This window comes from Halobacillus dabanensis (genome assembly GCF_900114165.1).
GTDB classification, from domain to species: domain Bacteria; phylum Bacillota; class Bacilli; order Bacillales; family Halobacillaceae; genus Halobacillus; species Halobacillus dabanensis.
Genome location: NZ_FOSB01000006.1, coordinates 25,473 through 51,929, shown reverse-complemented (window position 1 = coordinate 51,929; position 26,457 = coordinate 25,473). Strand labels below are relative to the sequence as shown.

Annotated in this window: 28 protein-coding genes; 27 read left to right on the top strand and 1 reads right to left on the bottom strand. The window is 39.8% G+C overall.

All coding sequences use genetic code 11. The annotated features are described in order from the left end of the window. From BMZ58_RS11315 to BMZ58_RS11225, 19 genes are all read left to right on the top strand, one after another. Positions 1-606, top strand: coding sequence for an HD domain-containing protein (locus tag BMZ58_RS11315; RefSeq protein WP_075036670.1), 606 nt, complete (start codon positions 1-3; stop codon positions 604-606). Between the two features lie 5 nt (positions 607-611). Then, positions 612-1,568, top strand: coding sequence for a thymidylate synthase (locus BMZ58_RS11310; protein WP_075036669.1), 957 nt, complete (start codon positions 612-614; stop codon positions 1,566-1,568). A 23-nt stretch (positions 1,569-1,591) separates the two neighbouring features. Beyond that, entirely contained in the window at positions 1,592-2,086 is a 495-nt protein-coding gene (locus BMZ58_RS11305) for a dihydrofolate reductase (RefSeq protein WP_075036668.1), read from the top strand. Between the two features lie 241 nt (positions 2,087-2,327). Continuing rightward, positions 2,328-2,504 carry a twin-arginine translocase TatA/TatE family subunit gene (locus BMZ58_RS11300; RefSeq protein ID WP_075036667.1) on the top strand — a complete coding sequence of 59 codons (177 nt, stop codon included), beginning with the start codon at positions 2,328-2,330 and terminating at the stop codon, positions 2,502-2,504. A 47-nt stretch (positions 2,505-2,551) separates the two neighbouring features. After that, positions 2,552-2,740 (top strand): twin-arginine translocase TatA/TatE family subunit, encoded by a 189-nt coding sequence (locus BMZ58_RS11295; protein WP_075036666.1) that lies wholly within the window; start codon positions 2,552-2,554, stop codon positions 2,738-2,740. 110 nt (positions 2,741-2,850) lie between these two features. Beyond that, a complete protein-coding gene (gene tatC / locus BMZ58_RS11290; RefSeq protein WP_075036924.1) occupies positions 2,851-3,573 on the top strand; it encodes a twin-arginine translocase subunit TatC in 723 nt (240 codons plus the stop codon). A 544-nt stretch (positions 3,574-4,117) separates the two neighbouring features. Further along, the gene (locus BMZ58_RS11285) at positions 4,118-4,336 is read left to right on the top strand and encodes a YozE family protein (protein WP_075036665.1); all 219 of its coding nucleotides are present in this window, start codon (positions 4,118-4,120) and stop codon (positions 4,334-4,336) included. Between the two features lie 19 nt (positions 4,337-4,355). Continuing rightward, positions 4,356-5,510 carry an exonuclease SbcCD subunit D gene (locus BMZ58_RS11280; RefSeq protein ID WP_075036664.1) on the top strand — a complete coding sequence of 385 codons (1,155 nt, stop codon included), beginning with the start codon at positions 4,356-4,358 and terminating at the stop codon, positions 5,508-5,510. A 2-nt stretch (positions 5,511-5,512) separates the two neighbouring features. Then, entirely contained in the window at positions 5,513-8,629 is a 3,117-nt protein-coding gene (locus tag BMZ58_RS11275) for an AAA family ATPase (protein WP_075036663.1), read from the top strand. Between the two features lie 200 nt (positions 8,630-8,829). Beyond that, positions 8,830-9,507, top strand: coding sequence for a uracil-DNA glycosylase (locus tag BMZ58_RS11270; protein WP_075036662.1), 678 nt, complete (start codon positions 8,830-8,832; stop codon positions 9,505-9,507). A gap of 63 nt (positions 9,508-9,570) precedes the next feature. Beyond that, on the top strand, positions 9,571-10,110 hold the full coding sequence (gene vrrA, locus BMZ58_RS11265) for a VrrA/YqfQ family protein (protein WP_075036661.1): 540 nt from the start codon (positions 9,571-9,573) through the stop codon (positions 10,108-10,110). A 98-nt stretch (positions 10,111-10,208) separates the two neighbouring features. Further along, on the top strand, positions 10,209-11,168 hold the full coding sequence (msrB, locus tag BMZ58_RS11260) for a peptide-methionine (R)-S-oxide reductase MsrB (protein WP_075036660.1): 960 nt from the start codon (positions 10,209-10,211) through the stop codon (positions 11,166-11,168). A gap of 72 nt (positions 11,169-11,240) precedes the next feature. Then, entirely contained in the window at positions 11,241-11,816 is a 576-nt protein-coding gene (locus BMZ58_RS11255) for a TetR/AcrR family transcriptional regulator (RefSeq protein WP_075036659.1), read from the top strand. 12 nt (positions 11,817-11,828) lie between these two features. Next, the gene (locus BMZ58_RS11250; RefSeq protein WP_341864788.1) at positions 11,829-12,929 is read left to right on the top strand and encodes an AbrB family transcriptional regulator; all 1,101 of its coding nucleotides are present in this window, start codon (positions 11,829-11,831) and stop codon (positions 12,927-12,929) included. Positions 12,930-13,081: 152 nt separating this feature from the next. Then, a complete protein-coding gene (locus tag BMZ58_RS11245; RefSeq protein ID WP_075036923.1) occupies positions 13,082-13,681 on the top strand; it encodes an alpha/beta hydrolase in 600 nt (199 codons plus the stop codon). A gap of 74 nt (positions 13,682-13,755) precedes the next feature. Beyond that, on the top strand, positions 13,756-13,959 hold the full coding sequence (locus BMZ58_RS11240) for a DUF6501 family protein (RefSeq protein WP_075036657.1): 204 nt from the start codon (positions 13,756-13,758) through the stop codon (positions 13,957-13,959). 324 nt (positions 13,960-14,283) lie between these two features. Beyond that, positions 14,284-14,628, top strand: a complete 345-nt coding sequence (locus BMZ58_RS11235; protein WP_139207333.1) for an amidohydrolase family protein — start codon at positions 14,284-14,286, stop codon at positions 14,626-14,628. Positions 14,629-14,711: 83 nt separating this feature from the next. Beyond that, on the top strand, positions 14,712-15,260 hold the full coding sequence (locus BMZ58_RS11230; RefSeq protein ID WP_075036922.1) for a histidine phosphatase family protein: 549 nt from the start codon (positions 14,712-14,714) through the stop codon (positions 15,258-15,260). 177 nt (positions 15,261-15,437) lie between these two features. Next, complete coding sequence (locus BMZ58_RS11225; protein WP_035505032.1) at positions 15,438-15,677, top strand: indolepyruvate ferredoxin oxidoreductase subunit alpha; 240 nt, start codon at positions 15,438-15,440, stop codon at positions 15,675-15,677. A 211-nt stretch (positions 15,678-15,888) separates the two neighbouring features. Here the strand turns inward: BMZ58_RS11225 and BMZ58_RS11220 are convergent, their stop codons facing one another. Next, positions 15,889-16,164 (bottom strand): acylphosphatase, encoded by a 276-nt coding sequence (locus BMZ58_RS11220; RefSeq protein WP_075036655.1) that lies wholly within the window; start codon positions 16,162-16,164, stop codon positions 15,889-15,891. A gap of 79 nt (positions 16,165-16,243) precedes the next feature. Between BMZ58_RS11220 and BMZ58_RS11215 the strand changes: the two genes are divergently transcribed. The 8 genes from BMZ58_RS11215 (at position 16,244) to BMZ58_RS11180 (ending at position 26,457) form a co-directional block, all read left to right on the top strand. Beyond that, positions 16,244-17,227 (top strand): P1 family peptidase, encoded by a 984-nt coding sequence (locus tag BMZ58_RS11215; protein WP_075036654.1) that lies wholly within the window; start codon positions 16,244-16,246, stop codon positions 17,225-17,227. Then, on the top strand, positions 17,224-17,949 hold the full coding sequence (locus tag BMZ58_RS11210; RefSeq protein ID WP_083412702.1) for a gamma-glutamylcyclotransferase family protein: 726 nt from the start codon (positions 17,224-17,226) through the stop codon (positions 17,947-17,949). The genes BMZ58_RS11215 and BMZ58_RS11210 overlap by 4 nt, the downstream gene beginning before the upstream one ends. Positions 17,950-18,408: 459 nt before the next feature. Then, positions 18,409-22,005 carry a dynamin family protein gene (locus tag BMZ58_RS11205; RefSeq protein ID WP_075036653.1) on the top strand — a complete coding sequence of 1,199 codons (3,597 nt, stop codon included), beginning with the start codon at positions 18,409-18,411 and terminating at the stop codon, positions 22,003-22,005. Between the two features lie 157 nt (positions 22,006-22,162). Then, positions 22,163-22,666, top strand: a complete 504-nt coding sequence (locus BMZ58_RS11200; RefSeq protein ID WP_075036652.1) for a superoxide dismutase family protein — start codon at positions 22,163-22,165, stop codon at positions 22,664-22,666. Between the two features lie 237 nt (positions 22,667-22,903). After that, positions 22,904-23,104, top strand: a complete 201-nt coding sequence (locus BMZ58_RS11195) for a cold-shock protein (protein ID WP_027954344.1) — start codon at positions 22,904-22,906, stop codon at positions 23,102-23,104. Positions 23,105-23,179: 75 nt separating this feature from the next. Then, positions 23,180-23,392 carry a cold-shock protein gene (locus BMZ58_RS11190; RefSeq protein ID WP_075036651.1) on the top strand — a complete coding sequence of 71 codons (213 nt, stop codon included), beginning with the start codon at positions 23,180-23,182 and terminating at the stop codon, positions 23,390-23,392. A 314-nt stretch (positions 23,393-23,706) separates the two neighbouring features. Further along, a complete protein-coding gene (locus BMZ58_RS11185; protein ID WP_075036650.1) occupies positions 23,707-25,329 on the top strand; it encodes an ABC-F family ATP-binding cassette domain-containing protein in 1,623 nt (540 codons plus the stop codon). Positions 25,330-25,653: 324 nt separating this feature from the next. Next, on the top strand, positions 25,654-26,457 hold the full coding sequence (locus BMZ58_RS11180; RefSeq protein ID WP_075036649.1) for a 3D domain-containing protein: 804 nt from the start codon (positions 25,654-25,656) through the stop codon (positions 26,455-26,457).

Below are 26,457 nucleotides of genomic sequence, written 5' to 3'. Positions count from 1 at the left end.
ATGGAACAAAGACAAGTGCTGGAAAAAGTTGAACAATTCGTTAAGAAATATTTTAATCAAGACTCTTCTGGCCATGATGTTGAACATATGAAACGGGTAGCAGTTTGGGCAAGGAATTTAGCTATAGAAGAAGGCGAAGATCCCTTTCTTTGTGAAGTAGCTGGATGGCTGCACGATATCGGAGATCGGAAACTTTTTAAAAAACCTGAAGAAGCTATTATTGTTAGAGACGATTTCCTACGTACTGTTGGATTTTCAGAAGAAGATGTGGAAACCATATGTAATGCGATCGGAACTGTTTCCTTTAGTAAAGGACAGAATCCACGTTCCCTGATCGGGGCGATCGTGCAGGATGCTGATCGCTTGGATGCTATAGGGGCGATTGGAATAGCCAGAGCTTTCGCTTACGGAGGTTCGCAAAACCAGCCCATCTATAGTTCAGGTGGTCAAAGTTCGATTGGACACTTTCATGAAAAATTACTTCATTTATCTACTTTGATCAATACAGAAAGTGGGAAAAAAGAGGCTGAATACAGACATCACTTTATGGTCCGGTTTTTAGAAGAGTTTGATCGTGAACAACAACTAGGGAAAGAAGGAGAATGATAATCATGAAAAACGAGCAAGCTTATTTGAATTTATGTGATCATGTGATGAAGGAAGGTGCAGAGAAAGGAGACCGTACAGGGACAGGGACTTTTTCCGTGTTTGGTCACCAAATGCGTTTCCAATTACAGGACGGTTTCCCGTTAATGACCACCAAACGTGTACCCTTTAAGCTTATTGCAAGTGAATTGCTCTGGTTTATTAAAGGGGACACGAATATTCGGTATCTTCTTCAACACAATAATAATATTTGGAACGAGTGGGCGTTTCAATCCTGGATCGAAAGCGAAGATTATAATGGACCGGATATGACAGATTTCGGTCGCAGAAGCCAGGTGGATGAAGCCTTCAAAGCAGAGTATGATCAACAGATGGACCAGTTTAAAAAACATATTTTAGAGGACGATGACTTCGCTGAAAAGTTTGGAGATTTGGGAGCTGTTTATGGTAAACAGTGGCGCCAGTGGCAATCGAGCCGCGGGGAGGTCATCGATCAACTGAAAAACGTGATAGAAAACATTAAAACAAACCCTGATTCCAGACGACATATCGTGACCGCCTGGAATCCAGAGGACGTACCGTCCAATATGGCTCTCCCGCCATGTCATGTCCTTTTCCAGTTTTATGTAGCAGATGGAAAGCTATCTTGCCAATTATATCAGAGAAGTGGAGATATTTTCTTAGGTGTGCCGTTTAATATCGCAAGCTATGCACTTCTTACTCATTTAATCGCACATGAATGTGGTTTAGAAGTTGGTGAATTCATCCATACCTTAGGAGACGCACATATTTACTCCAATCATAGAGAACAAATTAAAAAACAATTAAATCGTGAACCTAAGGCTTTGCCAGTTCTGTCTATTAATAAAGAGAAGAATAGTGTGTTTGACTTCGAACTAGAGGATCTTTCCATTGAAGGTTATAATCCTCACCCGAGCATCAAAGCACCCGTAGCCGTTTAAAATTTTAGGAAGAGGTGGAACACATGATATCATTCATTTTTGCAATGGATCGCAACCGACTAATTGGAAAGGATAACGATCTTCCCTGGCATATCCCTAACGATTTTAAATTCTTCAAAGATATGACCTGGGGGAAGACTATCATTATGGGAAGAAAGACATTTGAATCGTTCGGAAAGCCGCTTCCTGAACGAGAGCATATTGTCATCACTAAAAATCAAGAGTATGACAGAGAAGGTTGTACGGTGATCCATACTATTGATGAAATCCTTCAAATGGATAAAAATGAACCGGATAAGGAATGGTTTGTTATCGGGGGTAGTGTGCTTTTTGAAAAGATGCTTCCTTACGCTGACCGTATGTATTTAACATATATTGATGCAAGCTTTGAAGGGGATACGTACTTTCCAGAGTACGATGAATCAGAGTGGACACTAGTATCAGAAACAAAAGGGAAAAAAGATGATAAGAATCCATATGATTATTATTTCCGTACATACGATAGGAAAACTCTCTAAGGGGTGGACCGTATCGTCTTCATATATATACGGAGAATAAGTCTCGATCTCAGCCCTTTTTGAATATGGACGGACCAATGATCAGGAAATGAGTTGAAATGTTTAAATTAAATGGGAACTAGAGACAAGAAGTATAGGACATGATATGATTAGGGTGTTAATAGACGGATGATCCTATTTCATTTCTTTGTCTATTCCTGTAAAATAGACATATAGAACCTATTGAAGGCGGTGAATGTACATGCTGTCGAGTATCGGCATACCAGGATTGATTTTGATTTTAACCATCGCATTAGTCATTTTTGGTCCTAAAAAGCTTCCTGAAATCGGAAAAGCGGCTGGTGAGACACTGAAGGAATTCAAGAATTCAGCACGTGATCTCACGAGTGATACAAAAGAAGATAAAGTAGAAAAATAACATAAGTAAAATCGTATCCAAAGACATAACAGATGGAGTGATCAACAATGTTATCCAGCATTGGTGTCCCAGGTCTGATTCTGATTTTAATCATCGCGCTTGTCGTATTCGGACCTTCAAAGCTTCCTGAAATCGGGAAAGCATTTGGAAGCTCTTTGAAGGAGTTCAAGAAAGCCACTGGAGATATTATGTCCGATGATGAAAGCAGTAAGGCTGAAAAGAAAAACAAAGAATAAAATGAATAAAGAAGGTGTAAGGGGAAGCCCTTACATCTTCTTTTTGTCAGGCTCATAAAGGCCTGGAGGTGAAGCTATTGTCAGAAAAAAATAGGACACAAGATATTGAAATGAATGTAACGGAACACTTGAGTGAATTACGGAAACGGATTATATGGACATTAGTCTTTTTTATCGCTTTTTTTATTGCGGGGTTTCTTTACGTGGAAGAGATCCAGGCATTTTTCATTAAGGATTTGCCATTTGAATTGAATATGACTAGTCCTGGTGAAATTATTTGGATCATCTTTACAATTGCTAGTTTAGTCGCAATTGTTGGTACCTTACCAATTCTATCATTGCAATTATGGCTGTTCGTCAAACCGGCTTTGACACCAAAAGAGAGACGGGTGTCCTTAGCCTATATTCCCGCCATATTTTTATTGTTCCTTGGCGGATTGACATTCGGGTATTTCATATTCGTCGAATTCATTTTGCCTTTTTTATTATCCTTGAACGATGGCATGTTTAATGAAATATATACAGTAGAACGATATTTCCGTTTCTTATTCAGGGTTACGGTTCCATTCGCTGTATTATTTGAAATTCCGATAATAATTATGTTCTTGACTAGTCTAGGAATCGTTAATCCTGTATTCCTTGTTAAAGTAAGAAAGTATGCTTACTTCATTTTAATAATCATCGGTACGATTATTTCCCCACCAGATTTCATTTTACAATTGGTTGTTGCAGTCCCGCTGATTATTCTTTATGAAGTGAGTATTATCCTATCCAGAATTGTATACAGGAAAAAATTGCAGAATCATCGTGAATTCATGGAATCTGAAGATTAATGGAAAGAATCCTCGCTTGAGGATTCTTTTTTTTAAGTCAGTATCACTACTTGCAGCATTTCATAAAACTGCTTTTCAACAATATGGCATTATAGTGTAAGACTCGATTCGGAGATATTGTGAGTGCTTAAGGGGCTCCGGGAAACGGTTCGCCCCTTGCCCATAGGTGTTTATCAAAATCATTGGCGTAAACCTGTCCTATGTGGATGGAAGGATTATGCTATAACTGTACCCAAAGCTCCTCTCCTGTGAAGGTAGTTTCGAGATCTCTCTATCGCATGGTGGGTGGGTAAACGGGGAGACTCCTGTGGGGATGGATGAGCAGGCGGGACCCCGAAGTGCTTTAGATCGAGGAGGCTTGCCGCTAACCCCACGGAAAGCGACTCGGTTTCCCACCTACCATATTCACAACCAAACGTCTCGAAACTGAGTCTTCAATATTAGGGAGCTTAAGCTTGACGGGAGTGGGGCTGTTGTTAATGCTTTGCCGAATGAAGAAGTTCATGATAAAACTAAAGATAGAAAGTGTAAGGAGGAAACACGAATGAGATCGTTTTACCACTACATGATGAGATATAGAGGGAACAAGACAAATAATGAAGAAAAACAACTAGCGGAATGGATGTTCAGGGATCATAGCTTCCCTAAACAAGCAAAATCTTACGATGAAATAAGTCGTTATCTAGAGTGGAATGCTCCGTTTCCAAACGCTCTAGCTGTTTTCGATAGGCTTTATGAACAGTATCAAGTAGAAGAGCAATAGATTTGGAAGAGGTGAAATAATGAAAATAGTGCATACGGCAGACTGGCACTTGGGGAAAATTGTTAATTATGTACATATGACAGAGGACCAACGTCATATTCTTCATCAATTCATAGAGGTAGTAAAAAATGTAGAACCAGATGTAATCATTATCGCAGGTGATCTCTATGACAGGTCGATTCCACCGAAGCAGGCAGTCGAACTATTAAACGATACATTAACAACTTTGATTAATGATTTCCAAATTCCTGTCCTCGCCATATCAGGGAATCATGACAGTCCGGATCGGCTGGAATTCGGAAACCAGTTGTTCCGCAGCAGAGGACTATTCCTGGATACAAAATTGCAACAAGACAGGCAGCCGGTCATATTACATGATGACAATGGTCCCGTTTACTTTCATTTAATTCCCTATGTGGAACCAGCAGAAGTTGCGCATGTTTTTGAAAATGAGGAAATCAAATCACACCAACAGGCAGCCGAGAGACTAATCGAGGATATTGAGGAGCGTTTCGACTTTTCTGAAAGACATGTCTGGGTTGGTCATGCTTTTTTAGCTGGAGGAATGGAATCAGAATCAGAGGAACGTCTATCTATGATTGGCGGAAGCCCTTATGTAGATGCTCATCTCTTTAAAGATTTTTCCTATGTGGCACTTGGACACCTTCACCAATCACAGCGTGTCACGCAGGACTATATCCGCTATAGCGGCTCGATTTTGAAATATTCATTCTCAGAGGTCAATCATGAGAAATCAGTAACCGTCATTGATATGGACACAAGCGGTTCGTGTAATATTGAAAAAATCCCCCTTATTCCTAAACGGGATTTTCAAGTCATTGAAGGGTATTTTGAAGAATTGCTCGCAGGGAATGCGACAGAGCAAGTTGAGAACTATTTGCATATCCGGTTATTGGATGATGGACAACTTGTAGATCCGATGGGGAAATTACGACAAGTATATCCAAATATCCTCCATTTAGAAAGAAGACGCTCTAAGACGAACCCACAGCTGGAAGAACTTAATGAAGTAAGGGAGCGACAAAAACTTTCCCATGGTGAACTGTTTGCATCTTTTTATGAAGACATTAAAGGGGAAGCTATATCGGAAAACCGGAAAAAGATGATCGATGATGCAATTGATATTTTGAAAGAAGAAGAAAGGGGGCAATAATTATGAAGGCATTAGCCTTGACTATGTCTGCTTTTGGACCTTATCGCGATACTCAAACGGTTGATTTCACTGCACTAGGTGAAGAATCCATTTTTCTAATTACAGGCCCTACGGGAGCAGGTAAAACAACCATCTTTGATGCTATGTGTTTTGCTCTTTACGGCCGTGCAAGTGGAAGTGATCGTGATCAAGACTCGATGCGCAGTCATTTTGCTCAAACATCTGAACCTACTTATGTCGACTTCCAATTTGAATTGCGCGGAAAAACATACCGCATCATGCGGATGCCAAAACAAATGAAGAAGAAAGAAAGAGGCGAAGGGTATAAGGAAGAACCAGCCCGCGCTGAAGTATTCATGATTCATGATGGTTCAGAAAAACTGGTAGCTTCCAAAATTAAAGAAGTGAATGAACATATCGAAGAGGTTATGGGGCTGGATTATGAACAGTTCAGAAAGATGATTATGATTCCCCAAGGAGAGTTTCGAAAATTAATTTCAGAGAATAGTAAAGAACGGGAAGAGATTTTGCAACGGATTTTTAAAACAGAATTTTTCGCTCTTATGACGGATCACTTTAAGAAGCAAGCAAAGGATCTAGAAGCAGAAATCAAGCAATTTGAGTGGAAAATCACACAAGAAAAGCAGAAGATTCAATGGGGAGAAGCTTATGATGAGACGCTTGAGGATGAGGAACTATCTAAACTGACGGAACGTTTAAATAAACGGATCATTTCTCAAGAAGAAATGTACACAAACGAAAGAGATTATTTAAAAGAGTTGCAAAAAGAAGTAGACCAACTACAAAATGCCTTTTACAAAGCGAAACAAATACGGGAAATGTTTATAGAAAAAGAAAAGTTACAAAATGAAAAAAATCAATTGAATGACCAAAAAGAAGCCATCAGTCAAGTTGAAAAAGAACGCAACCTGGCAAAGAATGCAGCAGAAGTTCTGCCGTTCGAGAAGCAATACGACGAACGGAAGAGTGAACTGTCCCGTCTTCAAACAACACAAAAAGAAAAAGAACAGACACAACAGAAAGTACTTGCCCAATATCAGCAGATGGAAGAAGAATACAATAAAGAAGTTAAGAAAGAAGATCACCGAGAAAAACTGAAGCAAGAGTGGCAAAAGAAGCTTGAAGAAAAAGAGTTACTTGAAAAGTACTTGAAATTAACCAAAGAACTAGAGAGGGCAAAAAAAGATATGGAGTCTCAAGAAAGAGTACTCCTGGACACAAAAAAAGAACAAGCAGAAGTGTCGGAAAACATGAAAGAATTTAAAGAACAGTCTAAGCATCAGTCATCACTTGCTGAGACCATCTTTGATAAAAAAACTGCTTATCAAACGCTAATAAACAGACAGGAACTTCTAGCACGTCTCCAAACAGAATGGAGTAATTTAAAGCAAATGCGATCGGATTACCAGGCCTTCAAAAAAAAATATATCGGTTTCGAAAAAGAATACAAAGAAATGAAGGCTAAGTATGAATTAGCGATCGATGAAATTAGAAAACATTATGCTTATACATTGTCTTTAGACTTAGAAGCTGGTTCTGCCTGTCCGGTTTGTGGATCCCATGAACATCCGCATCATGCCCAACGACCAGGAGATGTCCTGGAAGGTTATGAATTGGAACAATTAAAGGATAATGCTAAACGCGCAGAAGAAGATTTCCAAAAAGCTCAACAGGAAATGGTACAAGTGAAATCTAATGGAGAAGCGCAGCGACAGCTTACCGAAAGGATCTTTAAGGATTTAGAAGGTTTTGTAGAGGAGCTTTCTGATGAATCAATTCAAAAAGCTTTAACACTATGCCTGAATAGTATACATGAGGTTAAACAAGAATGGTCTCAATTAGAACAAAAGAAAAATAATGCAGAAACAGCTCAGGAAAAATGGAATCAGTCAGAAAAAAAGTGGGAAAGTCTTAGAGAGCAAATTGAGATTTATCAAAGTAAGTATTACCAACAACAACAAATAAACGGAGAGCTTAAGACTCAATTAGATACATTAAAATCATCATTAGACTTCAATTCTACAGACCCTGATTATTTGAATAAAGAAACAGCTAGATTAGAGAAGCAATATAAACAAGCACAAGACCATTGGAAAAATACCCAAGCAAACTATCAAAAGAAGCGTGATCAATGGCAACAAATTCAAACAGCTGTTGAAGAAGGTCGTGCTTACATCGAGCAAGTAGAAAAAGCATTAATGGAACGAAAGGAACAATTTGATCAAACGCTTGTTCAATATTCTTTTGACTCCTATGAGGAATACAGGGAAGCACTCCGGACAAATCAAGAGCTGAGTCAATTGGATGATACCATTCAGCATTTCCATCAACGCGTTAATATTGTGAATGAACGACTGAATGAATTAATGGAGAAATTGAACGATGAAGAAAAACCTGATTTGCAATTATTAGAAGAACAAGTAAACGAGAAAAAAGAAAACTTGAACGTCCAACAGGATATGGTGAATAACTTGAAAATTACTCTGGAACAAAATAAAACCATTAAAGAAAATATACAGAAGTTCGTTGAAGAGCAAGGAGAGCTTGCTGATCGGTACTACGATATTGCAGAATTGGCCCAGTTAGCCAGGGGCGATAATCACTTGCGACTTTCTCTTGAACGTTATGTGTTAGCATCTTTCCTTGACGAAATTCTTATTCAAGCGAACTTACGTTTAGACCAGATGACCGATCACAGGTATCAATTGATTCGCAGTGATTCAATAGCTAAACGTGGAGCCCAAAGCGGTCTTGATCTTGAAGTGATTGATCACCATACTGGCCAACAACGGTCAGTCAAAACCTTATCAGGTGGGGAAGGGTTTAAAACCTCTCTAAGCCTTGCACTTGGTATGGCTGATGTTGTACAAGCCCACGCGGGGGGTGTCCAGCTTGACACTTTGTTCATAGATGAAGGGTTCGGTACATTGGATGAAATATCACTGGAACAAGCGATCGCATGTTTAAGAAGTTTACAGGATGGAAATCGAATGTTGGGGATCATATCCCATGTGCCGCAGTTAAAAGAAGAAATACCGGCTAAACTGCAAATTCAATCGGGGCCTAAAGGCTCTACGGTGGAATTTGTATTTCAATGAGAAATAAAGAGGAAATATTAGCTTCTTAGAAGAATAATAGAAATATTGCCAAAGAAGAACCGAGATTATTTTTCACGAATTTTGGTTCTTCGTCAATTTTCGTACCAGATTAGTCTTTTGTGTATAGGACAATTGTCATTTCTTGCGCTTGCCCGGGAAATATAAAAGATTATTATAGGAAATGAAAGGATAGGACAGTAATGCAAAATGATTGGCAGACGCAATTGGAAGCGGAATTTCATAAAGACTATTATTTAAATTTGCAAAAAAAGATAAAAGAAGAATATAAAAACGGAACTGTCTATCCTCCAAAAGAGGATATTTTCGCAGCCTTGGACTATACCTCGTTTGAAGAAACGAAAGTAGTCATCATCGGACAAGATCCTTACCATGGGAAGGGCCAGGCACATGGGTTCAGTTTCTCTGTGCTTCCTGGCAATCGGATCCCTCCCTCCCTTCGTAATATATATAAAGAATTGCAGATGGACCTCGGCATTGATCCGCCGAACCATGGTAGTCTATTACAATGGGCGAGGCAAGGGGTCTTACTCCTTAATGATGTATTAACAGTACGGGCGAACAATGCCAATTCTCATCGAGGCTTGGGGTGGGAAGTGTTTACAGATGCTATTATTCATGCTTTGAACCAGCGCGAAAGACCAGTAGTTTTCATACTTTGGGGGAAGCACGCCCAAAAGAAGGGGGCAGGGATTGATACAGAGAAACACCTTGTACTTACCTCTTCACACCCGAGCCCATTTGCTGCACATCGAGGTTTTTTTGGAAGTCGTCCTTTCTCAAAAACCAATCGTTTTCTTAAAGATAATGGAGAAGAACCGATTGATTGGAGGTTAAGTGATAATTTACCAGAACGATGAGCCCATACCAGAATCAATACCAGGGCATATGCTACAGTATTCTAAAGTTTCGGAGGGGTTATCATGTTTCCGACAGGTCAACCACCATTCCCTCCCATGGGTCAATTCCCTGGTTTTCAACAAACAGCTGCTCCACAAATGATGCGTTCCATTCCACCAATGGTTAATGGAGCAAGTCGAGGCTTTGGAGGCTTCGGTGGCATCCCGGGGTTTCTTAGTAATTCAGGTTTTGGAGGAGGAGCTCCCGGTTTCTTTGGGGCCTCTGGGCCCGGATTCGGATCGCAAGCCCTTGGGGCCGCAGGAGCAGCGGCTAAGTCCGGTGGCGCAGGATGGCTCGGTCATATGCAAACAGCATTAAAGGCGATGCAGTCTGCAGCTCCGATGATGCAACAATATGGTCCGATGTTGAAAAATCTCCCTGCCATGATCAACATGATGAAAATCATGAATGAACCGGATGATGACGAAGGTGATGACGTAGACACCGAAAGTGGCAGCAGAGAATCTGTCTCCTTGGATTGGGAATCGAGCAGTAGGATGGAGAGCATCAAGAAAGATAAAAAGAGAGGTCAAGGTGCATCACAGCCTAAATTATTTTTTTAGGCTGTGCGTGTGGCTTGATTTTTTTTATTGAATTAGCAAGAATAAAGACATAATAAACAAATGGAAACATTACCTACGTTTTACAGGAGGTTTTATTTTTGAATAATAAATTGGAAAAAGCGACATTCGCTGGAGGATGTTTTTGGTGCATGGTTGAACCCTTTGATGAACGACCTGGGATCGAATCCATCGTTTCCGGCTATACAGGTGGACACACAGAAAATCCGACCTATATGGAGGTCGTTTCAGAGGCGACCGGGCATCGTGAAGCTGTACAAATTACGTATAATCCCGAAATTTTCCCATATGAACGCCTTATAGAACTATTCTGGCAACAAATCGATCCTACTGATGGTCAAGGACAGTTTGCAGATCGTGGTCACTCCTATACAACCGCCATTTATTACCATAATGAAGAACAAAAGAAGATTGCCGAAGAAAGCAAGCAGGAAATTGCCCGGACAGGTATTTTCAAAAAACCAATCGTCACTGAAATTCTTCCAGCCGAGCATTTTTATCCGGCTGAAGATAAGCATCAGGACTATTACAAAAAGAATAGTTACCACTACAAAAGGTATAAGAAAGGCTCTGGGCGAGCGGATTTTATCCAAGCGCGTTGGAGCTACCCGAAGGACAAAGAGGAGCTAAAACAAAGGTTATCGGATATTCAATATAAAGTGACTCAGGAGAATGGCACAGAACGCCCGTTCCAAAACGAATTTCATGATCACGAAGAAGAAGGTATTTATGTAGATATCGTCTCTGGCGAACCTTTATTCAGTTCGACAGACAAGTATGACGCTGGTTGTGGCTGGCCGAGTTTTACAAAACCTATCGAAAAACAACAGATCAATGAGGAAGTCGATACGTCGCATGGAATGTTCCGGACAGAGGTCCGAAGCGATAAAGCGGATTCCCATCTCGGACATGTCTTTGATGATGGACCTACCGATAAAGGTGGCTTGCGGTATTGTATTAATTCGGCGGCATTGAGGTTCATTCCAAAAGACGATATGAAAGAACAAGGATACGGATATTTAAGCTATCTTTTCCAATGAATTTAATGCCTGAGTTTATCTCGTTCCTCGTTACACAGTGTTATAATGGAAGTTGAATGAGGAGGAACGAGTTTGGGTAGAAAACGTATTTTAACGAAAGAAGAAATCTTGATTGCTACTGGGGAACTCATCAAGGAGGAAGGCATCCATGGTGTGCACTTTAAGAAGCTTTCCGATGAACTCCAAGTAAGCAGAAGTACCCTGTATGAATATTTCAAAAACAAAGAGGATCTCATCCTTTCCTATCTAAAAAATATGATGGATGATATGAATCAGAAAATCGAAGACCTTCCTTCGGAAATGGAACCAAATGATAAGCTGCATCGCTTACTCTACATCTTCCTAGAACATGCAGAAACAAACAATATAGATCAGATGATACGCGAACTGCAAAGCAGCAATAAAAATCTTGCTATGTTTTATCGCACGAAAATGCATGAAGATCTTATGAAAACGTATGAAAAGATGATCCTATGGATTGAAGAAGCAAAGAATAAAGGAATCTGGAAAGAAAGCAGCAACTCAGAACTTATCGGTGATATGATTTTCCATTCGATTTTGTTTTCGAATCGTCAAAAGATCGGGGTGGAAGCAATGGCCGATCAATTGTTCGATATGATTGAATATGGGGTAGGTAAAGAAAAGTAAGCCGCTTTCCCGCTGGGAAGAGCGGCTTACTGTCTTTTAATACAGGTAAAGGAGGGGATTGTTATTTACCAGATATTAGCTACTTATGGAATAGGTCTTATTGGTGCACTTCTTTTCCTAGTTCTGCATATCCCGATTCCTTGGATTTTAGGACCGATTACAGCTGTGGTGTTATCAAAATATCTTCCTTGTTACCGAGCCGCAACACTTCCAGGAGCGAGAGATATTGCATTTACGGTACTGGGTGTCCAAATAGGTCTGACATTTACGGCAAATACCTTTTCATCCATTATTCCGTATTTGTTTCCATACACCTTATTGTCCTCACTGATGATAGGGATTAGTCTTCTAATAGGTTCATACATATCAAAAATAACATCAATCGATAAGATAACAGCATTAGTAGGTAGCTCTCCTGGTGGATTGTCAGCCATGATTGCTGTCAGCGAGTCCCTAAAAGGAAATAGTGCACTAGTTACAATTTTCCATACACTAAGGTTGATCAGTGTCTTATGTATTATTCCTTTTTATGTGGTTCATGGGGTTACACAACCTGATACGGCGGTAAATACAGAAATAGCTTCTATTAGCCAAGAAGGGGAATACTGGACAATCATTCTTTATATGATTTGTTTTCTGATTGGTTGGAAGACAAGAGATAGGGTGCCTGCTTCGCTTGTTATCCTCCCCATGCTCATTATTGGTGGGTTACAGCCTGCTGGTTTATCTATGTATAATTTGCCGGAGGTTGTATTTTTAGGAGCGCAACTTATAATTGGTTCTTATTTAGGGCAAACAATCTCTGTCAACGATCTCATCAAAGCAGGGAAAACGTGTATTTACTTTTTAACTCTTGCTACCTTTGTCATCACTCTTGGCATTCTTTTTTCATACATTTTATCATGGTGGACGGGAATGGCCCGTGTTACAGCCGTTCTTGCCCTGGCGCCTGGCGGATTGATCGAAATGGCTGTGACAGCAGAACAAGCAAATGCAGATCCTGCTATCGTAAGCTCCTTACAGACGATTCGTTTACTTACCATCGTGGTGATTCTCCCGTTATTATTTAAGAAATTTAAGTCTGTAAGACAAAGAGTGGCTGAAAAGGATTAACAGGTTACAAGAAAAGTGCCGGGATTAAACTGAGAGAAGTAATACATTTTGACTTTATCTCGAATTAAAGATAAAATAAGGTTAGAAAATGTTAATGATTACTGGAATATTATTATGTAAACAAATTATTTAGGAGGCATTACACTATGAATATGAAACATATTTTTCAAAAAGGTAATACAGACCGGGTATTACTACTCTTACACGGAACCGGTGGAACGGAACAGGATTTATTACCTGTAGGAAAAATGATAGACCCTGATGCCTCTGTATTATCCGTTAGAGGAAACGTTTCCGAAAATGGCATGCCTCGTTTCTTTAGAAGGTTACGGGAAGGTGTCTTTGATGAAGAGGATTTGATTGCCAGAACCAAAGAGCTGAACGAATTCCTTGATGAAGCAAGTGTGGAATACGGATTTGACCGCGATAACGTCGTTGCAGTAGGCTATTCTAATGGCGCAAATATTGCTGGAAGTCTGTTATTCCATTATGAGAAAAGTCTTGCAGGGGCTGTATTGCATCATCCGATGGTTCCGCGAAGAGGGATTGAAGTAGCAAATCAAACTGGACTCCCTGTTTTCATCGGGGCTGGTGAAAATGACCCTATTTGTCCTGCCCAGGAAACAAAGGATCTAAACGATTACCTTACGCATGCAGGTGCAAATGTAACAGTACACTGGGAACGAATGGGGCACCAGTTGACGGAAAATGAAGTGAAAACAGCAGCAACCTGGTATAAGGAACAACTTTAACAGTAGGAATGATTGAGTCCAAGTATTGTTTCGTTGTATGATAATAAAACAAAGGGAAACAAGGAGGACTAGTCATGATCCATAAAAATTGGGAAAACAATGAAACCATCAAACAAATTGAATGTGTTCATAATGATGCAAAGAAATTCGTCGTAGAAAATGTTCTAACACCAGGTAAAGTTTACGATGTTAAAAATGAAAGTGAAGAGTTTTATTTTGTTATTGATAATTCAGGCCGTATGGGTGGTTTTTACAAGGAATATTTTAAAGAAGTTTGATTTAATGGAACCGAGGGGCAATCCCCTCGGTTTTTTATACTTTCTCCTTCGTCTTCCAAGTACTTTGATCCACAGGGGATGGATTGGATCTACAATATAAAAAGATCTTTTCCAAGCCTTTGATGAACTCAGGGCGGAAGGAACAAAACCTCTGCCTCAACGAATCATCCATGCTCAGACACTCGCTCCAGATTTAATAGCACGTCTTAGAGAAGTAAAACCATATATTGAACCCAGCCTTCTTTCCTCGTGGGGGAATGGGACAAAAAACAAAACTGGTCCCCCGAGAGTCTCCTTCCTTATTGTGATGCGTTTAATAATTTGATGAAGGCACATATTCCTCTTACGTTGAGCTCCGATTTACCTATAGGAGCCCTCGACCCGTTTCAAACCATTTCAGCAGCAGTAAATAGAACTGACCTAGAAGGTAACCCTGATGGGGGCTGGATGACTCAAGAAAAGTTAACGATCGATGATGCCTATTTCTGTCTCACAAAAACTCCCGCAGAACTGGAATATAGAAATGAAGTTAAGGGTATAATAGAATCTGGTTATCAAGCAGACTTCCTAATATTAGACAAACATCCAAAAGAAGTAGACTCAAAGGACTTGACTGATATTAATGTGCTTGAAACTTGGCATAGAGGAAAGTGCGTATATAGAAAGTGAGAGTTTTCACAACTTTCCTTGTCAATACTCGTTCCATCAGCCATAATGGAGATAAGGTGATGGAAAGGGGAGGATGGGTACTGATGGATAAATTATATTTAGTGCGTCACAGTGAAACAGTTGGTCAACATGAGGATTCCCCGTTAACGAAACTTGGCGTCAGGCAGGCTCAAATGCTTGCTGCGTTTTTCGATCATTCTGGTCATCAAGTCGATAAAATTATATCAAGTCCATTTTTACGTGCTATTGAAACGATTAAGCCTTTTGCCCGTAACAAGGATTTGGAAATTGAATTGGATGGCCGCCTGGAAGAAAGGGTGCTCAGCAGAGAACCGTTGGATGATTGGGAGGAAGTTCTCCACGATACATTTGAAGATCCAGAGTTGAAATTTACAGGTGGCGAGTCTTCTGCGGAAGCAAAAAAACGGGTGATTTCCCTTATCGAAGAGTTGGAAAATAATGACTGTGGCAATGTCCTCCTCGTAACTCATGGCAATTTACTTGCTTTATTATTACAAAAATACAACCGTGAAATCGGTTTTTATGAATGGAAGCGATTATCGCGCCCAGATGTATTTTTAATACAGAAGCAGGGTGGAGAATATACGGTTGAACGAATTTGGAAAGATTGACGACTGTCGTCTCTTTCCTTTTCTTATGGACCCTTTTGCGAAAATAGTCGAAAGACTGAAGGAATTGCGATTTTTCATTAAAATCGTTATAGTATATTGTGGTGTTTATCTTAGCCATTAAAGGTGAATATTATATTATAAGCACACTTAATTCTACAAAAAGGAGGAGAAATCAAGATGGCATTTGTAATTACATCCCCTTGTAAAGATGAAAAAGCTGGTGAATGTGTGGATGTGTGCCCAGTTGATTGTATTGAAGAAGGGAAAGATATGTTCTATATCGATCCTGCGATTTGCATAGATTGTGGTGCGTGTGAAGCTGTTTGTCCAGTTGAAGCTATTTATATTGAGGACGAAGTACCTGAGGAAGAAACTCCATACATCGAACTGAACCGTAAGTTTTTTGAAGAACAATAAGTATCATATTCCAAGACCGTCTCTTTTTAAAGAGGCGGTCTTTTTACCATCCTTCTATTCTATCCCTAAGGCCGAGATATTTAGGATCTATGGTGAAAGTGGAAAGGGACTGGCTTTGCATACGTTTCTGGCCATGTTATATACACATGAAGTATATTGAAGTACCCCTTGCCAATAAAATAAGATGGCCGCAATGATGCGGTCATCTTTATTAATGGACGACTTTGAATTTTTTATGATGATTCATTTCCCTGTTATCTTCTATATCCAGGGCTTCAACTTTGCTGAAGGGCGTAGGTCCATGATCTATCTGTTTAATGAATTCATCCATCTTTTCATGTTTCCCTTCGGCTTCTATTAAAACAGTTCCGTCTGGTTGGTTTTTCACCCAACCGTTAACGCCAATTTGATCGGCTATTTGTTTAGTAGCAGCTCGGAATCCAACTCCCTGGACACGACCGTGAACTGTGATTTGCCGGTTTTCCATACATCCACCTCCTAACGTTTTCTCTATACATGTTCCCCGCTGCCTTTTTATTACAAACATTTAAAAGGAGGATTTACAAATGAATGAAATTAAAATTGAAGAGATTGAAGGTTTTTCTTTCGGCCAGGCGGAAAGCCCGGATGGTTTGACAGGATGTACCGTAGTGTTGAGTAAACAAGGAGCGATTGCCGGTGTCGATGTTCGAGGTGGTTCTCCAGGGACGAGGGAAACAGACCTCTTACATTCTGATAATCTTGTTCAACAAATCCATGGGGTTTTTCTGTCTGGAGGAAGTGCATTCGGACTCGATGTCGGTTCAGGCGTGATGAGGTTCCTTGAAGAAAAGGAAATTGGTTTTGATGTCGATATCACCCGTGTACCAATCGTCCCTGGTGCGATACTGTTTGATTTAGTGGGTCGACCAACAATGAGACGCCCTGATGCCGAGATGGGTTACCAGGCTGCAGAACGAGCGTACCTTCATACTTCAATCGAACAAGGAAATTTCGGAGCAGGAGCGGGGGCGAGTGTAGGAAAAGCGCTCGGTCGCCACCATAGTATGAAAGGTGGTATTGGAAGTTATGCATGTCAAATTGGAGGTATAAAGGTCGGAGCTCTGATTGCAGTCAATTGTTTTGGAGATGTTATCGATCCAAAAAGTGGAAAGGTAGTGGCTGGTTTACATAAAGGAGGTAATTTTTTAAATAGTGAACAACAACTAATTGAACAGATGAAGACAACGTCTACGAATCGATTTTCTCAAAACACGACCATTGGGGTAGTGGTGACAAATGCAAGAGTAGACAAACCGCAAGCAAACAAATTGGCTAGTTTATCTCATGATGGATTCGCTCGCACCATACGTCCCTCTCATACTTTTGTGGATGGGGATACATTATTTTTTATGGGACATAAAGATGGAGGGGCATGTGACTTGAATAGTCTTGGAACATTAGCTACCATTTGTGTAGAAAAAGCTATTATCAATGCAGTCCGGCATGCTTCGTCTACGCCTGGATTCATTGCTGCACGTGATCTACATAAGAAAGGGGAAAAAGAATGAATGTTTTTGTTTATGGTTCGCTTTGTAAACATCAAGAGGATCATCACTATATAGAGAAATATACATGCTTGTCTGAACAAGCCTCTGTGAAAGGAAGACTCTTCAGCAATTCCTATGTTAATCCTCACCTTATCAAAGATGAGTTGCACATGTGCTATGGAGAATTATACGAGGTTGATGAAGAAAAACTGGGAGAACTGGATGATCTCCATAACGTGGCAGAAAAAAATCCACAATTCAAGAGAGAAAGTAGTACGGTTTTAACGGAACAGGGATTAACGCAGGCAGAAGTGTTTTATTGGTCTCATTCTCCAGAAGGCAGCCCTGTTCCTAATAACGATTGGAAAGTGCATCAATATTTTCGCCAAGGTTCTATTCAATATTTTGCTTATGGCTCCTGTATGGATGATTATAGACTTACAACACATGGGGTTGAATCGTTATTTAAAGATGTAAGAGGAAGTGGTGTCTTATACGATTATGAACTTGCTTTTTCGTGTCATTACAATGACGGTTCGAGAGCTGACATTAAAGAAAAGAAAGGAAGTAAGCTCGAAGGTGTCGTTTATGAAAACATAAAGGAAGATGCTATCAGTTATTTGTACCAGCGTGAAGGGGTGGATTCGAAGGTTTACCGTCCAACAATTGTAGATGTATTGGTGGATAATGAAAAAAGAATACAGGTCTTACTTTTACTGTTATCGATAAGAAAGAGAATATAGCTCCACCTTTCCATTATGCGGAAGAAATACTTAGGGGCGGTGCTAAATACTTGTCAGAACCTTACCTGACTTCTTTAGAACATCGCTTTCTCCATGAATTGAAAGTAGATGACTTTCAAGGTTATTTAAATAAAAGAAGTCAAAGCTGATGCATTAATGGACCTACCACTGTCAACCTTCTCTTTTAGAGAAAATCAGATACTCTTCAGCGGTTATTCTCGTGCAAAGGATAATCGCTGTAAATTCTTCATTACATAATTTTCGAAGGAGAACTGGAAAAAACTTGGACTGATATCCCCCAGAAATTTATGAATGTATGAACAGAGATCCAGAAGGTGAGAGTTTCCCATCGTTTGAGTTGTGCCATAAGAAACAGAGTCTCTTCAAAAACATTCTTGAGCTCAGACTAGGATTAGGAGTAGAATAAGATTTAACAATGGACGCTAAAGGAGACCGCACATGACTCAGATGACAGATATGAGCATTAATAAAATTCGGAATTTATACAGTTTTTTAAATGATCAGGAGTTTGCAGTACAAAGAGAAAAATTATTGGATTTATATGAAAAAGAACGGAACAAAGAAATGGTCATTGGTTTCGCTGGTCACTTCTCTGCAGGGAAGTCCACGATGATCAATACGTTATTGGACGAAGACCTTTTACCTTCCAGCCCAATCCCGACAAGTGCCAATATTGTTAAGTTAAAATCAGGGGATATAAAAACTGTTGTGCATTTTCAAAACGGCAGCTCAGTAAAGTATGAAGAGGAAGTGGATATGCGTACGATCCAAAATTTGTGTAAAGATGGAGAAACCATTACAGGTATAGAAATAAGTCGGCCACAAAGTTCTCTTCCTCCCCACATCTCTGTAGTCGATACACCAGGGGTTGATTCGACAAATGATGCTGACAGGTTGATTACAGAGTCATCCTTACATCTTATGGATTATATGTATTACATCATGGACTATAATCACGTCCAATCAGAAGTGAATTTAATGTTCCTTCTTGAAATGCAACGAAGGAAGACTCCTTTCTCTATTGTCATCAATCAGGTAGATAAGCATATAGAAAGCGAACTCACTTTTCAGGATTACCGGACAAGCGTGATAGAAGCGTTTTCTCGTTGGGGGATTGAACCTGATCAGTTGTATTTCACTTCCATGAGGGATTTCTCTCTAACCATCAATGATTTTATCCAGTTGAAAGAAGATTTTCATTCTTTATTTAACCAAGAGGAAACAATGGCACAAAAACAGTTGCTCCATCAAGTAAAAGGAATTGCAGAAGAGGCTGCTTTTAATTATTCCGATTTGCAAGAAGAGGAAATACAATCTTTGCGAGAGAAAATAGAGGAAGCGGAAGACGCAATCCAAAAAAGTCCTCTCGAAGAAGAATGGATGGAGAAACAAATAAACCTCAAAGAAGAAGCAGAAGAAGATTTTCAAAATAAAGTGCTTCACTTTATTACGAACGCCTATCTCATACCAAGTTCTTTGAGAGAATATGCTGAATTGTACTTAGAAGCAATGCAACCAGAGTTTAAAGTAGGAATCTTTTTTTCTCATAAAAAGACGGAAGAAGAGCGACTAGAGAGAAAGAGAGTTTTTCACCAAAAACTAAATGAGTCCATTGAACAAAATCTCCATTGGCCTGTACGGGAACGGATGTTGAAACTCTTAGAACAATTCAACATTACAGACTCTGAATTAATACATAACGTTCAAAATTCGACGTTTGATTATCCGGAAGAGCGACTATCTTCACTCGTTCAACCTGGTGCATCTGTTACAGGTGCCTATGTCCTGCGTTATACAGATGAAGTTGCAAAGAACATTCGAAAACTTGCAAAGGAATGGGTGATCGAACAGTGGAGGGGTTCTTTATATGACGCTGTAGAGCGAAAGAAAAGCTCTGTAAAGAATCAGTATGCATCTGTTTTCGATGCTTATATAGAAAAGCAGGTTTATCAAAACCGCATGAAAGAATTAAATGAGAAAATGAAAAATTTCCGATATGAAATGACTTCTCAAATGGAAGAATCAACGCTAACCGATCATAACGATCAAATATTCAATGATTTAGAAAAGCGCCAGCAGTCGATGGAGAGTCGTTCCATGGCCGAGTTCTCGTTTGATCAAGAGGAAAAAGCAGAAATTGGAAACAAGGATCCAATTCCTGATAGGGAGCAATCACATTCCACTGTAGATCAAGCGATTCAAAAAGCAGATGAAACATTGAAAAACATCAAAGGAATAGACGGACTCCAAAGGCTATCTCAACAGTTGGAGAATAAACGAGAGCGATTGGCGCACAGGCAGTATACTGTCGCTCTTTTCGGTGCTTTTAGTGCTGGTAAATCCAGTTTTGCAAATGCTCTTTTAGGAGATTTAATTTTACCCGTTTCACCGAACCCTACAACAGCGACAATAAACAAAATATCGCCACCAACAGAAGATAAGCCGAACCACACGATAGAAGCTCATATTAAGAGTAAAGAAGAGATGCTGGAGGACTTGACACCTATTTTGGAGGAAATCAGCATCAATGAGACCTCATTAGACGACATTTGTTCGATAGTGGAGCAGATGAATGAAGCGGATTGGACGACTCTGGATCATAAAAATCATTCATTCCTACGGGCGTTCATTGAAGGGTACCCAGAGATGAAAACTCATTTCGGACAATGCATACACGTGGATTGGAGTGATTTTTCTTCCTATGTTGCAAAAGAAGAAAAGTCATGTTTCATCGAATCCATGGAATTGTACTATGATTGCCCTTGGACAAGAGCTGGTGTCACCCTAGTCGATACTCCTGGGGCAGACTCTGTCAACGCACGTCATACAGATGTCAGTTTTGAATATATCAAGGACGCTGATGCTGTTTTATTTGTAACCTATTATAATCATCCGTTTTCCCAGGCTGATCAATCGTTCTTGACTCAGCTTGGAAGGGTCAAAGACAGCTTTGCGATGGATAAAATGTTCTTCCTGATTAATGCTGCTGATTTGGCGAAATCGGATGAAGAATTAGAACAAGTCGAAAATTATGTCAAAGAACAATTAAATAGCTTCCAAATTCGTAACCCTAAGATGTATTCCGTTTCAAGTTTGCATGCCCTTCAGGAAAAACAAAAAGACATCAAAAAACATTCTGGAATGACGAACTTTGAACAGAACTTCCGGAGTTTTTTGGATGAAGAACTCGCTCAAATGATGATCGCTTCTATTGAAGAAGATGTGGTTCAAGTGATGCGTGTGTTAGAAAGCTACATTGAAACAAGCCAAATGAATGAAGAAGACCGCAGGAAGGAAATAGTGAAAGTAAAAGAAGATGAAGAAGTTGCTCTTCAATTATTCAAACACAGTTTTGCAACAGGGGCACAGGATGCTTTGCATAATAAAGTGGAAAAGCAAATGCATTATGTGCACGAACGGATGATGCTGAATTTTACTGACTTATTTAAACGACATTACAATCCTGCCACAATAAAGAAAGACGGAGACATAAAAGAAGCATTAATGAGAGCCCAGGAAAATTTACTGAAAGAACTAAGTTTTGAAATGATTCAAGAAACCAAAGCTGTCTGTATTCGGATGGAACGTTTTGTAGAAGACTTAATAGCTCAGGCGAAAGATCGTATGGAAAGCGAATTAATGATGATCCATCGCACATTAAAATTATCAAAATATGACATGGAAGATTTGCCACTTCCTGTTTTAGAAGGTAACGTAGATATTCAAAGTAAAGAAAAGGCTCAGCTGAGGAAATATTTCAAAAATCCTAAAGCGTTTTTCGAGAGAAACGAAAAGGAAGAAATGAAAACCTCAATGGCCGACCTCCTTTCCACTCCACTAAAAGTAGAGTTGGAGCAAATGCAGCAAAAGGTCACTGACCACTATGTGGAACAATGGCTACAGGCGTATGACCGTCGTATGGAAGACTGGGAGCGGGATGTTTTAAATCATTTCACCCACCTTCTTTCTCACCTTGAGAACCCTATTGAATCAGATGAACTAGAAGCAATACTTTTGAAGATTCAAACGTTCTAAACAGGTTATTCCATTCATAAAATAAACCATTAAAGAATCCCCTTTATCTAAGGACTTCTTCCTCCTCCTTAGACGAGGGGATTTTTCTATATCCTCCTACCTTGACATAAACCTTCCCATTCCTTCATACAAATACATGGAAAGGGGGAAGGTTAATATGTATATTCAGCATCAAGGCTCATACAGACAAACTTTCGCTTCAGAAACAGCATATGGGGAGTTTTTAAGCAGCCCACTTGCTCCTGAATTAAAAGGAACTGTTCAATTTTACCAAATGCCATACGGGGTGGAAGTGTTCGTTCAAGTCGGAGGACTTCCTGACTTTAAAAAGTCCAAAAACGGAAAGCAAATCGGTCCTCACGGCTTTCATATCCATGAAAAAGGGGTCTGTGAAATCGGCGATGGCAAAGAACCTTTCTCTTCTGCGGGGGGGCATTGGAATCCTGATGGTCAACCACACGGCAATCACGCAGGAGATTTTCCAGTACTTTTTTCCAATCAAGGCAGGGCGAGGATGATCTTTTTTACAGACCGTTTCCAAGTGAGTGATATTATTGGTAAGACAGTCATCATCCACGAGGGGCCAGATGACTATCAGTCCCAGCCAAGTGGAGATTCAGGGAGAAGAATAGCGTGTGCCCTCATTAAAAAAATCAATTAATGGAATAAATCCCCTTCCTCTTGTATATAATATTCCTGTAGGCAATTAGACGCTTTGCTTGACTTCACCGGTGAGTCATAGTATAGTGTTAAAAAGATATAAAGTTTACCAATATTAAGAAATTTAGTCACCTATTATAAAGAGTGATCAATCCTTATTGGTACTTTTTATAATATGTGATTTTTTCTTTATTGCAAAACGCATATTAATTTTAGAAATATTGGAGGATCCATTCCTATGAAAACAGGTACAGTGAAGTGGTTTAACGCGGAAAAAGGTTTCGGTTTTATCGAGGTTGAAGGAGAAGACGATGTATTCGTACACTTCAGCGCAATCAACGAAGAAGGCTTCAAGTCTCTAGAAGAAGGGCAAGCTGTAGAGTTTGAAGTGACTGAAGGAAATCGCGGACCACAAGCTGCAAACGTCACGAAACTATAATAAAACTAATAAAGAGGCTGGCTTTTGTGGTCAGCCTTTTTTATATCATTTAGAGTCTAAAGGGGGCTTACATCGATGGCTTTCGGTAAAAAGAATCAGGCAGAGGTCAAAGAAGAAGATACAAAGATTTGGGTGTGCACATCTGAGGATTGCAACTGCTGGATGAGAGACAACTTTAGAACAAATGACGACAAGAAATGTCCTATGTGCGGCAGTCAAATGGAGGAAGAAAATAAGGTCCTTCAAGTCGTAGAAAATAATAGTTTGTACTATAAATCTGATTCTTAAGACTCCTGAGCGGTTGCTACTTTGCAATCGCTTTTTCTTATTCTATCCTGGATGTTGAGGAACTGCATGGATGCCAAACACAAAAACAAAGACCATCATCTTCATCTTCTACATAGAGGAGATTGGTTCAATCAAAAACATTCGGCAAATTAAGTTCAGAGCCAAACATTCCGTCTTTGAAAGTCTAAGAACGTAATGGACGACTTAGTGTACTGTACACTGGTTCAAAGCACGATTATTTTAAACTGTCATCCTAACCATAAGAATGATATAATTTTGTTTGTTAAACAATCGTAAGTACTGGAGGATTTTTCATGTTAACAGTAAATAATGTCGGTCTTCGCTTCGGCGATCAGAAGTTATTTGAAGACGTCAATATAAAATTCACCCCTGGCAATTGCTATGGCTTGATCGGAGCAAACGGGGCAGGTAAATCCACCTTCTTAAAAATCTTGAGTGGAGAAATCGAACCTCAAACAGGGGATGTAAGCCTTAAAAAGGACCAGCGTCTCGCTGTCCTTAAGCAGAACCACTTCGAATATGATGAATATAAGGTTTTAGAAACGGTAATCATGGGGCACACACGTCTATACGAAGTGATGCAAGAGAAAGATGCTATTTATATGAAGGGAGACTTCTCTGAAGAAGACGGAATGCGGGCAGCTGAACTCGAAGGAGAGTTCGCTGAAATGAATGGTTGGGAAGCGGATTCTGATGCTGCGCGTTTATTGAAAGGTCTTGGTATCGGGGAAGAACTTCACGATAAACAAATGAGTGAGCTTGCAGGTTCAGAGAAGGTTAAAGTATTGCTTGCACAGGCGCTCTTTGGAAATCCAGACGTTCTATTACTCGATGAGCCTACCAACCACCTGGATATAAAAGCGATCCAATGGCTGGAAGACTTTTTGATCGATTTTGAAAATACGGTCATTGTCGTTTCACACGACCGTCACTTCTTAAATAATGTATGTACGCACATTGCCGATCTTGACTTCGGGAAAATTCAAATCTATGTTGGTAACTATGATTTCTGGTATGAATCCAGTCAGTTGGCTATGAAGATGGCCGAAGAACAAAACAAGAAAAAAGAAGAAAAAATCAAAGACCTGAAAGAATTTGTTGCCAGGTTCAGTGCCAATGCATCGAAGTCCAAGCAAGCAACCTCAAGAAAAAAATTGCTTGAAAAAATCACCCTCGATGATATACAGCCTTCCTCTAGAAAGTATCCTTATATCGCTTTTAAAGCAGATAGGGAAATCGGTAATGATTTACTGACAGTAGAAAATCTGTCTAAAACCATTGATGGTGTAAAAGTGTTGGATCAAGTAAGTTTCACACTTAATAAGGATGATAAAGTTGCACTTGTCGGTGCGAATGAAACTGCTAAAACCACTTTGTTCCAAATCCTTATGGGAGAAATGGAACCGGATGAAGGAACATACAAATGGGGAGTAACGACATCACAAAGCTATTTCCCTAAAGACAACTCTAAGTTCTTCGAGGGATCTAATTTATCTCTTGTAGAATGGTTGCGCCAATACTCTCCAGAAGATGAAACAGAAACCTTCCTTCGTAGTTTCTTAGGTCGTATGCTTTTCTCCGGAGAAGAAGCCTTGAAAAAAGCGAATGTCCTATCAGGTGGAGAAAAGGTTCGCTGTATGTTATCGAAGATGATGCTTTCAGGTGCGAACGTTCTTCTACTCGATGAACCAACCAACCACTTAGACTTGGAATCCATTACTTCCTTAAACAAAGGGCTGATTAATTTTAAAGGATCGGTTATCTTTGCATCTCACGACCATGAGTTCATCCAAACGATTGCTAACCGTATAATTGAAATTACATCAAATGGCGGAATCGTTGATAAGGAAATGAGTTATGATGAATTCTTAAATGACCCGGAAGTTCAAAAACAAATAGCAGCAAAACAAGCATAATTCAAAGCGTCTACCCTTATGGGATAGACGCTTTTTTTCGCTAAAATATGTTTTTATTTTGATTTTAAAGGGAAAAAAATATATAAATTGACAGCATCCTAGTTTGTATTATTTTGACGAATAGATACATTTTATGGGTATTTTTGACTGATATACAGTGCAAATGCCGAGTTTGTAATGCTGATGCAATGTACATGTAAGGATTGCAACGAAACTGTTGCTTGTTTGTTCTTATCATATTTCGAGATTCTGGTAATCTTGTAATTGTGAATTGATCACCGAAAGAAATCTAGTGATCGACCAATCAAGAGGAGGCAGAATCTCATGAAAAAAACCGTATTTTCTGTTGCAGCTACCGTAGCCTTAACTGGAGTTTTCGCCACAACCGTAAGTGCAGACGCAAATGAACATACTATCAATAAAGGGGAGACACTTTGGGGGATCTCTCAACAATATAATGTATCCGTTAATGATCTGAAATCGTGGAACAACCTAAATTCGAATTTGATTTACCCAAATCAAACTCTGACAGTTTCTAGCGAAGCTAAATCCAGCAATTCTTCATCTACTAAGTCTTCGAATACATCCACGTATACTGTGAAGTCCGGAGACACGTTGTACGCCATTTCACAAAAATTTAATACTTCTGTTGACCAGCTAATGGCGTGGAACAATCTGACTTCTACCCTCATTCATCCAGGTGACCAGTTCAAAGTCGATGGACAGGCAGTAAAGACAAGTACTCCAAGCTCGACCAGTACTACTACTAAGACGAGTACGAATACATCAACAGCTACTCAGACCAGTACAAGTCAGGATTCTGGAAATGACGTCATCAAAGAATTCACAGCAGAAGCTACTGCTTATACGGCTTACTGCACAGGATGCAGCGGTGTGACTGCCACAGGCATCGATTTAAAAGCAAATCCTAACCAAAAAGTCATCGCTGTCGATCCGAATGTGATTCCACTTGGCTCTAAAGTGTATGTGGAAGGTTACGGTACAGCAATCGCAGGAGACACAGGCGGAGCAATCAACGGAAACCGTATTGATATCTTCATGCCATCCCGTGAGGACGCATTGAGTTTTGGCAGACAGTCAGTTAAAGTTCAAGTATTAGCGGACTAA